This is a genomic window from Streptomyces sp., assembly GCF_036566765.1.
Lineage (GTDB): Bacteria > Actinomycetota > Actinomycetes > Streptomycetales > Streptomycetaceae > Streptomyces.
In genome coordinates this window covers 13,848-29,070 of record NZ_DATCVQ010000324.1, presented here as the reverse complement: position 1 = coordinate 29,070, position 15,223 = coordinate 13,848, and the positions used below count along the sequence as shown (strand labels likewise).

Genomic DNA, 15,223 nt, shown 5'->3' with positions numbered 1-15,223 from the left:
TCGGGTACGGCAAGCAGTCGCCCTCGCCGTTGATCCCGGCGGGCTCGACCCTGGTCTTCGTGGTGGACCTGCTTGACTCGTACTCCAGCACAGCCGGGTGGAGCAACGCCCAGTGACCCTGGCCGCTCCTCCCCTGCGACGCGCGTCGTCTCCCAGATGTCGGTGCCGCCGTGCCCTTCGCAGACCTCTCACCAGGGCACCCGGCCTGAGATCACGGTGACGGACCGTCCCCGGCCGAAGCCCCGGTTCCGGAAGCCACGAGCGGAAGTGACGCCTACGCTGAGAGGGAGTCTTCAGCGGAATCGGAGGACACCATGATCGTCCTCGGCATCATCTTGCTCGTGATCGGCTTCGTGGCCAGCATCGGCGCTCTCTGGACCATCGGGATCATCCTCGTGGTCATCGGCGCCATCCTCTGGGTCCTCGGCGCGGTAGGTCACGAGGTCGGCGGACGCCGGCACTACTGGTAGACAGCCTGCAACGAGGTACGAGGGTGATGACTCATCCTGGCCATGCTCCGGCAAGATGAGCTCTTGCGGCCTGTCGGGCGTCGGTCTCCGTTCCTTTGGCTGCGCAGCGTGATCCGCCGATTGCGAGCCGGGCACCGATGGGGACCGGTGAGGGATCTGAGCTGTGGCACCGTTCGCAGGGAAATCGACGAGGCGTCCTCCACCCACGGACGCAGCCCCCTCCTCCTCAGAGGTAGGCGGGGGCTGCAGACGCCTGGACTGCTCGCCGGGTCTACTTCTCGGTGTCCAGGGAGTCGCGGACGCCCTTGGCGCGGTCACGGACCGCCTCGCCCGCCTCCCGGGCCTTGCCCTTCATCTGGTCCGTCTTGCCTTCCGTCTCCAGGCGCTTGTCGCCCGTCGCCTTTCCGGCGGCTTCCTTCAGCTTGCCCTTCGACTTCTCCGTACTCTTACCAGCCATGACGAGACTGCTCCCTTCCTGTGGATTGGTTCCATCGGTCACGCTAGCCACGCACCGCGAATCCCGCCCGTCGACGGAACGTCGTGACGAGGCCATGGGGCCGTGACGGCCTGACGTCTTCCTCCCCGAGCCGACGAAACGACGCGCTCAGAACGTGTTGCGGCGCCGCAGCCCCAGCGGACGGCCGTCCGGATCGACCAGGACGTGGTGCAGGGGGGTCGACAGCGCCCTCTGCGCCCCGGAGAGGTCCGGGGCTGTGTACCGGCGCAGACGGCCCGCCGGCCGTGGACCATGGCGGCCGCCTTCGTGCCATGCGTCGAGCGCGGCGGCAGCCTCCTCGAAGGCACCGAAGGCGGTCGCCGGGTCACACAGCGCGTCCGGGTCCGCCGCCTGCTGCCCCTCGGCCCCCTGCACGTCGAGGTGCTCGCGCATGAGCCCCAAGCGCAGCTCCCGGGCGAAGACGCGCGCACCGTCTCCCAGTCCTCCGGGGTCGCGTGGCTGCCGTGAGTCCGTGCACTCGTCGACCACGGCGCAGCTGAGTTCGGAGTCGTGGGTCCACGAGCGGAGGTTGATGTTGTCGGAGCCCACGGAGGCCCACACGTCATCGATCACGCACACCTTGGCGTGCACGTACACGGGGGTCCCGGCATGGTTCTCCAGTCCGTACACCGCGACCCGGTCGCCGCCCGCGCGACGCAGCTCTTCCAGGGCGGTGACCCGCCCGACCAGGTTCATGGGCCGGGTGAGCCGGCCGTCCTGCTCCGGGACCGTGGGGATGACTCCGATCATCAACAGTCCGGGGTACCTGGCCAGTGCCCGGGCGAAGCAGGCCACGACCCTCGGCGACCACAGGTACTGGTCCTCGACGTAGATCAGCGCCCGGGCCCGGCGCAGCGCCTTGAGGTACCCCCGTGCGATGCTCCGCTCCCCGTCGGGGGCGAAGGGGTACCCCAGCAGCAGTCGGTTCGGATACGTGCGCAGCAGCTGCACGGTGTGCGTGCCGCGCGGAACCGGATCGGTGACCTGCGGCGGCAGGCTGTCCGCGTCGACGTCCTCCCGGTGCATCAGCGCGCGTAGGCGGGTGACCGGACTGCGGCTGAGCGGGGCGGGGTCCTGCCATCGTTCGCGGAACACGGCTTCGACATCCCCGACGATCGGGCCGCGCAGGGCGAGCTGGACGTCGTGCCACGGTGGGTGCGGACCGTAGGCGGAGGCCATGGGCAGAGACTGGCGGTCGCCGCGGTGGGTGGCATCGTCGTTGCGGTTGCGGCAGAGATCGATTCCTCCGACGTACGCCACGTCCAACTGCGGGCGGCCGGGGTGACGCAGCACCACCATCTTCTGGTGGTGCGAGCCTCCGGGCCGCACCCGCATGTCGAGCAGGCACTCACCGCCCGCCTCCTCGATCTCCTTGCCGAAGCGGCGGTTCTCCTCCTGGCTGAACCGGAGACTGTCCAGGTGGGAACGCCAGAGCAGCCCCTTGACGACGACGTGACGCCTCGCCGCCCGGCACAGGACCGTGCCGATCTCGGTGCCCTGCCCGGCGAGCCGCTCCTCGGGATCGCCCCGCCAGTCGGTGAACAGAAGCAGGTCGCCCGAGCGCATCTCGCGGATCGCCGCCAGGAGTTCACTGAAGTACGCGGCGCCGTGAACCAGGGCGTGTGCCTGATTCCCGTCGGACCATGCCTTCACGTCCGGGCGGCGCCTGTCCAGGCCCGTCGCCGTGTTGCCGCGTTCACCGGGGACCAGAAGCCACTCTGCGCGCGTCACGTCGGCCTCCAAGGAGCTCCTGCCACCTGCTGCGGCAGACGGGATGCCGCATCCCGTTCGGCTCTCCCGAGTCTCGTCGGCACCCTCACCCTTCAGCCTCCCACTCCAGGGCGGCCGCGGCTCATGCTGCCGGGCAGTGTGCGCGCGGTAGCAGACCGGAGCGGATCACACGTGCGGCGGACCGGGACTGCAGTGAACGACCGACTCCGCAGCCTGGATCGCGGCCATCGTCGCCGACGGCCTGCGGGTTCTCAGCGTCCGCTCGCCTACGGAGGTCGCCATCTCCCACGTCGGCGCAGCACGGTAGCCGCTGAGATCACGGGCGTCCGAGTCGAACCCCTCATGCGAACCTAAGAAGATCGGCTTCTTCAAAGAAACAGAGAACAGCACCTGACCTGCACAGATCCCGTGCCTCGTGGAGAAGATCCGCGCCATACACGGGCCAGAGCAGTCTCCGGTCCACCCTTCGCGCCAGCAGACACCGGCCGCCTTCGCCCCCTAGCCCGAAGTCTGTTGCCGGCCCGTGAGGCGGCGGCGCCGGCGTTCGGGTGGCGGCTCGACGCCGGTACGCGGGGGGGCGCAGCAGCAACGATCTCGTCGTACCCGCTTGAGGAAACCGGCACCGAGGCGGCGGCCGGCGCCGACTGCGCGTCGATGATCCCCGCCGAAGGCTTCACCTCCCGGCCCTCGCGCCCACGGACTTCCCACGCGGCCGGTCGTGGGACTCCGTGACCAGCCCGTGCACCGCTCATCGGCCCTTGCCAGGACAAGACGCTCGTTCAGACGGCTCTCTACTGCGGGACGACTGGAATTCCGGGGGCCACCGCACGACCCCCTCGCGCTCCTCGGCTTCGGATGAGCGCGGACCGGACATCACGCGACTACGTCGAAGCCCTGGCTCCCGGACCAGCGGTGACAGGGGCCACGACTGCGGTGTCAGTCCGCTCAAGTATCCTTCCCGCCACCGCACACCGACTGGGAGGACCAAGAGAATTGACTGGCCTGTCTGCTTTCCCGCTGCCTTTTCACGCTTCCCGTTCCATTTCGTTCGCAACACCCCGAACGCTGCGGGAACTTCAGATGATGCAGTGCAGCGCGCACATTCGGGCGAAGCCGGGGTGGTTCGACAAGATGAACGATGCCGACGTCGTCGCCAGGTGGACCAAGGAAGCGGTCGCCCAGGGCCTCACCGAAGCGCAGGTTCGTTACGTGCTTGCCGAACTCGCGCATTACGCCGCGCTGCGGGACGGACGAACCGGCGTCGAGGTGTCCGCCGTCGACGGGGTGTGGCAGTCGGACACACTGGTCGACGAAAAGCTCAGGTTCCGGCTGCGTGAGGCGGTTCGGGTTCTGGAACAGGTTCCCGAAGCAGAGCAGGACTGGCATCCCGGATCCGACGGGCAGGTACTGGATCTGGTTCATCCCTCACTGTTCTGCCTGGTGAGAGAGGTGAGCGGCGCACCCGACCAGGCTTGGACGAACCCGACGGACCGCTATTCGAAGTACGAATTCTCGGAGAAATTCCAGTGGCTGCCCACGGACGTCGACGTCAGTGACGACGGCGATGTCGCCTTCCGCTCGTACGTCAACAACGTCCACCCCGAGACTCATCACGAACTGGCATCCGTCCTACCGGACTTGTTCGCGCGCATGCGCCCGCTGCTGGAGAACGTGCTCACCGATCTGCGCCATCCGCGGCCCCTGCGGATCGAGGCCGATCCCTATGGGTGGTACGACTCGGAACCGGAGTATCCCGACAGGTCTTCCTACAGTGATGCCGGGGCCCACGCGGACGCCATCGAAGCATGGACAGAGGCCCAGGAGGACTGGTGGGAGAACCGCCGCCCGGTCATCCCGGACGCCCCCGCCTTCACCCCGCCCGAGGTGCCTGACGAATCCGCCCGAGTCGACCTGCGCGGCCGCCGTCTCCAGGTCATCGTCAAACTCGCCACCATTCATCTCACCCCGGACAAGCCCGATTACCCCGGCGGTTCCTGGCACGTCGAGGGGATGATGAACGAGCGGATCGTGTCGACCGGCATCTACTACTGGGACAGCGAGAACATCACCGAAAGCACGCTGAGTTTCCGGGCGGCGCTCGACGACCCGCGCTACGAACAGAACGACGACGACGGTCTGCGTGAGGTCTACGGCCTGGAGGACGAAGACGCACTGAACCAGATGCTGGGATCGACATCGACGCCGGCGGGCCGCTGCCTGGCGTTCCCGAACATCCTGCAACACCGCGTCGGCTCATTCCGACTCACGGACGCCACCCGCCCTGGATATCGCAAAATTCTCGCGTTCTTCCTGGTCGACCCGTCGGAAAGGATCGTCTCGACATCCGATGTGCCACCGCAGCAACCATGGTCCGACACCTCGACCATGACGCTCGAACAGGCCAAGCACTTCCGCGAACAGCTCATGCAGGAACGCAAGTTCTTCGTCGACGAACACAACGAGCAGCTCTACGAACGAGAATTCTCCCTCTGCGAGCACTGAACCTCTTCCAGCCTGAATACGTGCAGACCCGGAGGGTTTGGACGGCGACGCCGGCCGTTCGGGCCAACTGGTGACCCCGTCCCCATGCCTGTCGTGCGTCTCCTCCCTCGTGCGTCGGCAATCCGCCTCATGCCTGATCTCCAACGGAAGGATCACGCTCACCCGCGCTGCCGGCCTCCAGGATTCGCTCGGCAGGGGCCGGCAGCGTGGTCGCCCACCGGAGCAGGCTCACCTGGTAGGCCGCCGTCCGTGCGACGGAGGTCCGATCGTGATCACCGGTCGCCGCTGATCGTGCTCCGCCGCTGACCTCCGCCGGGGTGCTGATGGATCGATCGTGACCACGGGTGCAACGGCCGCCGGCCGTGAGTGGACTTCACCGGAGGGGAGTGCTGCCCCAAGCCTGTCCCGGAAGGCTGTGGTGCGAGCATTTCCCTTGCATGCCCGAGGTGTTGAGGGCTGAGTCGTTGCGGGTGGAGACGTCACCCCCACCACCGTCACCCCTGCCTTCCCCGGCTTCCGCCCGGGGCAGGCGCCCTGTGGTCGCTCCGAGCAACGCACCCGTCATCACAGGTCACATGGCACGTCTTCGCCTTCAAGACACCCGCCGGCAGTCACCGTTCGGCGGATCCGGCTTCAAAGTTTGCGCACATGTTGCACACATTCCCCTCACTATCCGGGCCCCGTGGTCTACATTGACCGTGCTTCGCATGCGACAAACAGTGATCTGCGCACTACGGACAGCCAGCAGTCGCGTCCCCGACGCCCGACGTGGGGGAACGATTCTTGGGAGTCTGCTGCCGCTTGCGTGGGTGTGCAAGTAGCGCTGCAAGGGCCGGTGTGCCATTCGCCGGGGGCGGGGGCCTTCCCGGAGCTGGGAACGGTGCGGCGCGGGAGGCGGGGGCCTCCCGGGGGAGGAACAGTGCGGGAGGCGGGGGCCTCCCGGAGGGGGAGGAACCGTGTTGGGCGAACACGTCGTACCACTGGGGACCTGGGGGGTTCTGTGCGGCAAGGGGGATTAGTCAGCCCGTTTCCGTCAGCAGACGGGGGTCTGGCGAACGGAGCGATCAGGCGGCCCGCGAGCGACTGGGAGCAGCGGTACCGCCGTACCGTGATCACCAGCGACACCGTGGCCACCGCCTTCGTGGTGGCGGCGATCGGCAATTTCTTCGGGGCCCGGGACGCGGCCAACTGGCACGAGAAGTGGGGAATTCTCGCGTTCGGCACCGAGCTGCTGGTGCTGGGGGCGCTTGCGGTGAGCCGATCGTGGGCGCCGGCCGTGCTCGGCCAGGGCGCCGAGGAATTCCGCCGGCTCGGACGCTCGCTGTTGACGGCGACCGTCGTGCTGGCGCTCGGCGGGATCGCCCTCACCTCGCGCAACATCAAGCTCTGGATCTTCGTCGCGATCCCCGCGATCGCGCTCGTCACCATGACCGCGCGGTATCTGCTGCGCCTCCGGCTGCACAGACAGCGGCAGGAAGGACGGTGCCTGCGACCGGTGCTCGCCGCCGGGAGCCCGGCCACCGTGCGCGACCTGATCACCCGAACCCGCAAGTTCCCGCACCTCGGCTGGCGGGTGGACGCGGTGTGCACGACGGACGGTCTGGGGCTCGACGGTGACCGACTGGACGGAGTGCCGGTCGTCGGCCGACTGGCGGAGGTCGCGGGCCACGTCCACCGCGACGGTTACCGTGTCGTCGCGGTCACACCGGACCCGCACTGGTCACCGGACCGGCTGAAGCGGCTGGCCTGGAACCTCGAAGGCAGCGACGCCGAGATGATCGTGGCCCCCGTGCTGATGGAGGTGGCCGGCCCGCGGCTGCACGTCGACGCGGTGCTCGGGATCCCACTGCTGCGGGTCAGCATGCCGACCTTCACCGGGGGCCGCCGGGCGGTCAAAGAGGTCGTCGACCGGACGGGCGCGGCGATCCTGCTGATTCTGTTCGCGCCGCTGATGGCGTTCGTCGGGCTGCTCGTGCTGCTGGACAGTCGGGGTGGGGTGTTCTACCGCCAGCGCAGGGTCGGCAAGGACGGCCGCGAGTTCACCATTCTCAAGTTCCGCACCATGGTCGCCGGGGCTGACGCGGCGCGTGCCGAGCTGGCCGACCGCAACGAGGGCGCCGGCCCGCTGTTCAAGCTCCGCCGGGATCCGCGGGTGACCCGGGTGGGAGCAGTACTGCGCCGGTACTCGATCGACGAGCTCCCGCAGCTTTTCAACGTGCTCAGCGGATCGATGTCGCTCGTGGGTCCGCGGCCTCCGTTGCCGGAGGAGTGCGCTGCGTACGGCCCGGACATCCGGCGGCGGCTGCTGGTCAAGCCCGGGCTCACCGGCCTGTGGCAGATCAGCGGACGCAGCGACCTGTCGTGGGAGGAGGCGGTCCGGCTGGACCTGCGGTACGTGGAGGACTGGTCGCTCGCCCTGGACACGCTGATCTTGTGGAAGACGCTGCGTGCGGTGCTCCACGGCCAGGGGGCCTACTGATGCGTGGGGATCGTCGTCCGGCCGGCATGGGGACCGCAGGCCGGAAGGGCCTGCCAGGGGGGAGGAACGGGACATGAGAGTCAGCGTTTTCGGGCTCGGCTACGTGGGCTGCGTGTCGGCCGCGTGCCTGGCCAGCATGGGTCACGAGGTCATCGGGGTGGACGTGAACCAGGTGAAGGTCGACCTGGTCAACGACGGCAAGGCCCCGGTGGTCGAGGAGCGGATCGGCGAGCTCATCGCCGAGGTCGTGCGGACCGGAGCGTTACGCGCCACCGGCGACGTCCGCGAGGCGATCATGGACAGCGAGGTGTCGCTGATCTGCGTGGGCACGCCGTCGGAGCCCAACGGCAGCCTGTGCACCACGTACTTGGAGCGGGTCACCGAGCAGATCGGCGCCGCGCTGGCCGAGCGGGGCGGGGGGCACACCGTCGTGTTCCGCAGCACCATGCTCCCGGGCACGTGCCTGAACCTGTTGCTGCCGATCCTGGAGAAGTACGTGGGCGGCACGGCCGGGGTGGACGTCGGAGTCGCGGTCAACCCGGAGTTCCTGCGCGAGGGCACGAGCGTCCAGGACTTCTTCGACCCGCCCAAGACCGTCATCGGCGAGCTCGACCCGGCGAGCGGCGACGTCGTGGCGGCGCTGTACGACGGACTGCCCGGCGAGGTGTTCCGGGTGCCGATCCCGACGGCCGAGGCGATCAAGTACGCGGACAACGCGTTCCACGGCCTCAAGATCGGCTTCGCGAACGAGCTGGGCGCGGTGTGCCAGGCGCTCGGGGTGGACTCCCACCAGGTGATCGATGTGTTCCTGGCCGACCGCAAGCTGAACATCAGCCCCGCCTACCTGCGGCCCGGCTTCGCCTTCGGCGGCTCCTGTCTGCCCAAGGACCTGCGCAGCCTGGTCCACGCGGCGCATCGGGCCGACGTCGCGGTCCCCATCCTCGCCCACGTGCTGCCCTCCAACTCCGAACATCTGCGGCGCGCGGTGGAGTTGGTCGAGCGCACCGGCAAGCGTCGGGTGGGCCTGTTCGGGCTGTCCTTCAAACCCGGCACCGACGACCTCCGTGAGAGCCCGCTCGTCGAGCTGGCGGAGAGGCTCTTCGGCAAGGGGTACGACCTGCGGATCTACGACCCCAACGTGAACCTCTCCCGGCTGCTCGGCGCGAACCGCGAGTACATCGAGACCCGGCTGCCGCACCTCGCGCAGCTGCTCGCGGAGTCCGTCGACGAGGTGCTCGAGCATGCCGAGGTGTGCCTGGTCGGGACCAGGGATCCGGCCGTGCTCGCGGCGCTGCCCCATGGCGGCAGCCCGGTGATCGTCGACCTCATCCGCCTTCCCGACGCCGACGCGCGCCGGGCCGAACCGGGGTACATGGGCCTTGCTTGGTGACGCGAAGAGCGGCGACGGTCTTGGCCGGCGCGCGCTGATCCTGGTGGAGAACCTGTCGGTGCCGTTCGACCGGCGGGTGTGGCAGGAGTGCACGACGCTGCGCGACGCCGGCTGGGAGGTGCACGTCATCTGTCCCCGTGGGGAGAAGCGGGACACCGAACCGGAGGCGGAGATCGACGGGGTGCGGATCCACCGCTACCCGTTGCGCGCGGCCACCGGAGGGCCGGCCGGCTTCGTGCAGGAGTACGGAGCGGCGTTGTGGCATACGTTCCGGCTGGCCCGCAAGGTCGGCCCGGTCGACGTGGTCCACGCCTGCAATCCGCCGGACCTGCTGTTCCTGCCGGCGCTTTGGCTGAAGCGACGCGGGGCGCGGTTCGTCTTCGACCAGCACGACCTGGTGCCCGAGCTGTACCTCTCCCGGTTCGACCGCGGCCAGGACCTGCTCTACCGCGCCGTGTGCGCGCTGGAACGGATGACCTACCGGGCCGCGGACGTCGTGCTCGCCACCAACGAGAGCTACCGGGACGTCGCGCTGCGCCGTGGGGGTATGCGGCCGGAGGACGTCTTCGTGGTACGCAGCGCGCCCGACATCGATCGCTTCCACCCGGTGCCGGCCGAGCCGGACCTGAAGCGCGGCAAGCCTCATCTGCTGTGCTACCTCGGCGTCATGGGCCCGCAGGACGGCGTCGACTACGCCTTGCGTGCCCTCGCGAAGCTGCGCGACGAGCTCGGGCGGACCGACTGGCACGCGGTGTTCGTCGGCTCCGGCGACGCCTTCGACGCGATGGTCGAGCTGTCCCGGCGGCTCGGGCTCTCGGAGCAGGTGCAGTTCACCGGGCGCATTCCGGACGCCGAGCTGGTGCGCTACCTGTCCACCGCGGACGTGTGCCTCTCCCCCGACCCGCGCAATCCGCTCAACGACGTGTCGACCATGAACAAGGTCCTGGAGTACATGGTCATGGGCCGGCCGATCGTCTCGTTCGACCTCCGGGAGGCGCGCGTCTCCGCCGGTGACGCCGCCGTCTACGCGCCCGCCGACGACGAGGCCGAGTTCGCCGGGCTCATCGCGCTGCTCCTCGACGATCCGGAGGAGCGGGCCCGGATGGGCAAGATCGGCCAGGAGCGGATCAGCGGGCAGCTTTCCTGGCGGCACTCGCAGCAGTCGCTGCTGGCCGCCTACGCCGCCGCCTGCAGCGACCGCACTCCCGTGTCGGGGGTCGCGCCGGCCAGGTCAGGGAGAAGGCCGCGTCGTTGAGCGATGACTCGATACGCCTGGTCACGATCGGGCGGATTCTCCGTCGGCGCCGGCGGCTTCTCACCATCCTCACCGTGGTGGGTGCGCTCGTCGGCTTCGGCGCCTCGCTGCTGATTCCGCCGCGCTACACGACCTCGGCATCGGTCCTGCTGCCGGGGGCGTGGGGGGAGCGCGAGCTGCTGACGCAGTCGGAGATCGCGACCAGTTCGGTGGTGGTCGACCGCGCGGCGGCTGCGCTCGGCTGGACCGGGGTCGACGGCAGCGAGCTGCGGGATCGGGTGACCGCCAAGGCCACCGAAGGGAACATCATCAAGATTTCGGGCACGGCCGAGACCCCGGGGCGCGCCCAGCAGCTCTCGGACCAGGTGGCCCGGCAGTTCGTCGCATTCGTCGAGCGGATCGAGGGCGACAATGCCGCCCCCGAAGGGGCGGCGACGCCCGAGGCGTTGCGGCAGATGGTCGTGCAGACCAGCCGCCGCATCGCCGAGCTGGCCGATGCGGCCGGTTCGGGGCAGTCCGTGGAGAGCGTGCAGACCCGCACCGAGCTCGCGAAGCTGCGCAGCGCGCTGCAGGAGGCCGTGGACAAGCTGGACCAGGCGGACCCGGCTGCCGTCAAGGCCAACATGGTCGTCATGGGGCCGGCGGCCCGGCCGACCGGCGAGGCGCCGCCGACGAGGGCGCAGCTCATCGGCGGCGGAGCGCTGCTGTTCTTCCTGCTCACGGTCATCGGTCATCTCGCCGCCGCGCGGATGAGTCGCCGGCTGCGCACCGAGCCGGAGATCGCCGCGGCGCTGGGCTCGGCGCTCCTCGGCACCGTCGACGTACCCGGTGAAAGGCCTGGGCGCCGGGCGGAAGGCCGTGGCTCGCGGGCCCTGATCCGCCGTCTGCTCGGCGTCGACATGCGGTGGGACATCCCGACCCCGCGGACCTCGGGCGACGAGGCCGGCAGGCAGATCCGCTACCGGCGGGTGTGTGCCCGCCTCCTGGACCGGCTGCCGGCACCCCGGCGGGTGCTGGTCGTCGTCCCGGACGGCGACGAGATCGCCCGCCGGGCCGCCGGGCAGCTCGTCGCCGAGGCCGAGAGCGAACTCTCCCCGAGCTCTTCGAGCAGGGGATACCCGGTGCTGCAGGTGGTGGGGGTCTCGGTGTCCCGGCCGATGGTGCCGGATCGCGACGACGAGTCCGGCGCCCTGGTCGTGCTCAGCGCGGGCAGTTGGACCGCAGGGGAGCTCGCCGGCATCGCCGAGGCGTGTGCCGACGCCCGGCACGAGGTCGTCGGCATCGTCCTCGCCGACACGGTCTGGGCCCGTCCGTCGCGTTCTGCCGGCCGTCATCGGGATGCCGCCGCACCGGCGCTCGCGGGCGGCGCGGACACGGCGGGAGGTTCAGCGTGACGACGAGTACGACGTCACAGTCGTCGGCCGCCGCTCCGCTGCTCGACCTGCACGTGCTGGTCGTGGCGGTGCGCAGGCGGCGCCGTCTGTGGGGCTCCCTGGCGCTCCTGGGGCTGCTCGCCGGCGTGGCGCTGGCGGTCCTGCTGCCGCCGCCCCCGACCGCCGTGACCAAGCTGCTGGTCGCGCATCAGGAGGACCAGCCGAACGACCCCGGAACGCTGATCCGCACCGATGTCGCGCTGCTGCAGACCACCCGGATCGGCGGCAAGGCCCTGCAGACCCTCAAGTCCACTGAAGAACCAGAGGACTTCATGAAGGACTACGAGGGCGTCGGCCTGACCAACAACGTGCTGCAGATCAATGTGACCGGTGACAGCGAGGCGGAAGCGGTGGCCCGCGCCCAGGCGCTGGCCGACGCGTTCATCGCGGACCATGTGAGGCGGATACGGGAAGCCGCGAACTCCGAGGCCAAGGCCCTGCTCGACCAGCGTGACCGACTGCGGGCGGAACTCGCCCAGGTCAACAAGGCGATCGGAGACGGATCGCCGGCGAGCGGGCCGAAGAAGTCGGCGGACATGGAGTCGCTCTTCGCCCGCCGGGCCGAGCTCACCTCGCGGATCGCCGATTTCGATCAGCGCGCCACGGAGGCGCGCATCGGCACGCCCCATCTCATCGCCGGCACCCAGATCGTGGACGCCCCACGCCCGGTGCGGCACTCCCTGCCCAAGACAGCCGCCACCGACGCCGCGATCGGGCTCGCCCTCGGACTCGCCCTCGGACTCGCGGTGACCGCGGTCTCCGCGGTGGTGGCGGACCGCCCCGTGCTGCGCCGGGAGATCGCGGCGAACCTCGGCGCCTCGGTCATCGCGGAGCTGCCCCGCCGTTCGGCCACGTCGTGGCGGCGCCGACGGATCCGGGCGGCACGGACGAGGCTCACCACGTCCCTGGCGCGCACCGTGCGGGGCTCCGCGGAACCGCTGTCGCTGCTGGAGCTGGGCTGTGCGCGCAGCACGAGTGCGATCGCCCTGGACCTCGCCAGGGCGCTGGCGGCGGACGGGCCGGTGGTCGTCGTCGACGGTCTGCCCGGCCCGCACCTCGCCGACCGCCGCCCGAAGCCGGGAGACCCGACCGTGGTCAGCGGCGAGCGTGCCGCGGCCCTCTCGCCTCAGGAGCGCCGGGTCGGGGTCGGCTCGGTGGCGCCCGGCGCGGCGTGGACCGACCTCCAGTACCTCGGCACTCGGACGGTGCTGGTCGTGCGCGCCGGGCACGGCAGCGCCGCATGGCTCCACACCGTGGCGCGGCAACTCGCGGACCAGCGCATTGCGGTGATCGGTGTGGTGCTGATCGACCCCGATCCGCGTGACCGGACCGACGGCACGCTGTGGGACGGGCTGCAGACCGCGCTGCGCGGCCAGAACGAGCAGCCGGCCCGGCAGGACGGTGGGGGTACCTCCCACGCCGTTCAGGCAGTGGGGGAAAGCCGGCGGCGTACGGAGCGGGTACCGAAGTGGGCCGCACGGGTCCCGGACAACGACCAGGAGGTGCGGTAGGACATGTGTGGCATCGCAGGCACGTACCGATGGCCGGACGGGAAGGCCGTGACCGACCGGCTCACCGATACCCTCGCCCACCGAGGTCCGGACGCGGCGGGCAGATACAGCCACCCCGTAGGCGACGGCGAAGTGCACCTCGGGCACCGCCGACTGGCCATCATCGACCTGTCCGAGACCGGTGCCCAGCCGATGGTCTCGAACGGCCTCGTCCTGACGTACAACGGCGAGCTGTACAACGCGCCCGAGCTGCGTGCCGAACTGGCGGCCGCCGGGGTGCGCTTCCGCGGTACCTCCGACACCGAGGTGCTGCTCGAGGCCTGGCGGCGCTGGGGCACGGAGTGTCTGCCCCGGCTACGCGGCATGTTCGCGTTCGGGATCTTCGACGAGCGCACCGGTGAACTGGTGCTCGCCCGTGACCAGTTGGGCATCAAGCCGCTGTTCCTGCTCCGGCGCGGCGAAGGCCTGGTGTTCGCCTCCGAGCTGAAGGCGCTCTCCGCCGCCACCGGCGGGTCGCTGGAGGTGGACCACGGCGCACTGGTGGCCTCACTCCTCTACTACTGGGTGCCGGACTCACGGTGTGCGTTCCGCGAGGCGGAGAAGCTGCCGCCGGGCAGCTGGCTGAGATGCCGGCCCGACGGCCGGGTGGAGCGCGGCCGGTTCTGGCATCTGAAGGACGTCGCCGCCGAGGGCCGGGAGCGGGCCCTCAGCGGTGAGCAGCCGGACCTGGCGGCCATCGTCGAGGAGTCGACCCGACGCCATCTGCTCTCCGACGTACCCGTGGCGACGTTCCTCTCCGGCGGTCTCGACTCCAGCTATCTGACCGCGCTGGCGGCCCGCGACCGACCTGGGATCTCCGCCTACACGATCGGGTTCCGCGCCGAGGACGCCAAGTTCGAGGCGATGCCGGACGACCTGCGCTACGCCCGGCAGGTGGCCGAGCAGTTCGGCGTCGACCTGCACGAGATCGAGATCGCTCCGAACGTGCTCGACCTGCTGCCGCAGATGACGTACCACCTGGACGAGCCGATCGGCGACCCCGCCGCGATCAACACGTTCCTGATCTGCTCGGCCGCCCGGGAGGCCGGGGTCAAGGTGATGCTCTCGGGAATGGGCGCCGACGAGCTGTTCGCCGGGTACCGCAAGCACCTGGCCAACCTGATCGCGCTGCGCTACCAGCGCGTCCCGCGGCCCCTGCGGCGCGGCCTCTCCGCGGCCGTGGACCGGCTGCCGGTCGCCACGGCCCGCCGGGGGTACCGGTCGGTGCGGTTCGCGAAGCGGTTCCTCTCCTTCGCCGACCTGCCGGAGGAGACCGCGTTCCGGCGCAGCTACACCATGTACGACCAGGACGAGCTACTGGCCCTGGTCAACCCGGACCTGGCCGGGACGGTCGACGACGTGCTGACCGAGCACGCGGACATCTACGAGGACAACGACCTCGACGACTTCGTCAACCGCATGTGCCTGGGCGACGCCCGGATGTTCCTGCCGGGCCTGAACCTCGCGTACACGGACCGCTCCAGCATGGCCGCGTCGACCGAGGTGCGAGTGCCGTACGTGGACGTCGAGGTGGTCAAGGCGGCGTTCGCCGTGCCCGGCGATCGCAAGATCGTCGGACGGCAGGGCAAGGCCGTCCTCAAGGAGGCGGCCGCCTCGGTCCTGCCCCGGGAGATCGTGTACCGGCCCAAGGGGTTGTTCAGCGCCCCGCTGCGCGCCTGGATGAGCCGGGATCTGGCGCCGCTGGTGCGCGAGGTGGTGCACGACGGCGTGCTCGTCAGTTCCGGGCTCCTGCGCCGTGACGCGCTGGCGCGCATGGTCGCCGAGGACGCCGCCGGGCAGCGGGACTTCTCCAAGCATCTGTGGCATGTGCTGACCCTCGAGTACTGGTATCGCGACGCGACCTCAGGGTCCGGGCAGAGCACTCGGTTAACGGCTTAGGAAATTCAGAGGAGTTCG

Annotated in this window: 10 protein-coding genes and 1 pseudogene; 9 read left to right on the top strand and 2 right to left on the bottom strand. The window is 69.9% G+C overall.

What is annotated here, in order from left to right; translation table 11 throughout:
• Positions 1–116, top strand: a pseudogene (locus VIU94_RS19210) (FKBP-type peptidyl-prolyl cis-trans isomerase); the annotation flags it as partial.
• A gap of 198 nt (positions 117–314) precedes the next feature.
• Entirely contained in the window at positions 315–470 is a 156-nt protein-coding gene (locus tag VIU94_RS19205; protein WP_331913055.1) for a DUF6131 family protein, read from the top strand.
• Positions 471–741: 271 nt separating this feature from the next.
• Here VIU94_RS19205 and VIU94_RS19200 read toward each other — a convergent pair whose 3' ends face one another.
• Positions 742–927 carry a CsbD family protein gene (locus VIU94_RS19200; RefSeq protein ID WP_331913054.1) on the bottom strand — a complete coding sequence of 62 codons (186 nt, stop codon included), beginning with the start codon at positions 925–927 and terminating at the stop codon, positions 742–744.
• A gap of 147 nt (positions 928–1,074) precedes the next feature.
• A complete protein-coding gene (locus tag VIU94_RS19195) occupies positions 1,075–2,697 on the bottom strand; it encodes a phospholipase D family protein (protein WP_331913053.1) in 1,623 nt (540 codons plus the stop codon).
• Between the two features lie 993 nt (positions 2,698–3,690).
• On the opposite strand from VIU94_RS19195, the gene VIU94_RS19190 reads away from it, so the two are divergent.
• From VIU94_RS19190 to asnB, 7 genes are all read left to right on the top strand, one after another.
• Positions 3,691–5,199, top strand: a complete 1,509-nt coding sequence (locus VIU94_RS19190) for a DUF4246 domain-containing protein (protein ID WP_331913052.1) — start codon at positions 3,691–3,693, stop codon at positions 5,197–5,199.
• Between the two features lie 1,000 nt (positions 5,200–6,199).
• Positions 6,200–7,678, top strand: coding sequence for a sugar transferase (locus tag VIU94_RS19185; RefSeq protein ID WP_331913051.1), 1,479 nt, complete (start codon positions 6,200–6,202; stop codon positions 7,676–7,678).
• 73 nt (positions 7,679–7,751) lie between these two features.
• Entirely contained in the window at positions 7,752–9,068 is a 1,317-nt protein-coding gene (locus VIU94_RS19180) for a nucleotide sugar dehydrogenase (protein ID WP_331913050.1), read from the top strand.
• On the top strand, positions 9,058–10,323 hold the full coding sequence (locus VIU94_RS19175; protein WP_331913049.1) for a glycosyltransferase family 4 protein: 1,266 nt from the start codon (positions 9,058–9,060) through the stop codon (positions 10,321–10,323). Before VIU94_RS19180 ends, VIU94_RS19175 begins: the two co-directional genes overlap by 11 nt.
• Entirely contained in the window at positions 10,320–11,717 is a 1,398-nt protein-coding gene (locus tag VIU94_RS19170) for a Wzz/FepE/Etk N-terminal domain-containing protein (RefSeq protein WP_331913048.1), read from the top strand. Before VIU94_RS19175 ends, VIU94_RS19170 begins: the two co-directional genes overlap by 4 nt.
• On the top strand, positions 11,714–13,267 hold the full coding sequence (locus tag VIU94_RS19165; RefSeq protein ID WP_331913047.1) for a Wzz/FepE/Etk N-terminal domain-containing protein: 1,554 nt from the start codon (positions 11,714–11,716) through the stop codon (positions 13,265–13,267). Before VIU94_RS19170 ends, VIU94_RS19165 begins: the two co-directional genes overlap by 4 nt.
• A gap of 3 nt (positions 13,268–13,270) precedes the next feature.
• The gene (gene asnB / locus VIU94_RS19160; RefSeq protein WP_331913046.1) at positions 13,271–15,205 is read left to right on the top strand and encodes an asparagine synthase (glutamine-hydrolyzing); all 1,935 of its coding nucleotides are present in this window, start codon (positions 13,271–13,273) and stop codon (positions 15,203–15,205) included.
• The last annotated feature ends 18 nt before the right edge of the window (positions 15,206–15,223 follow it).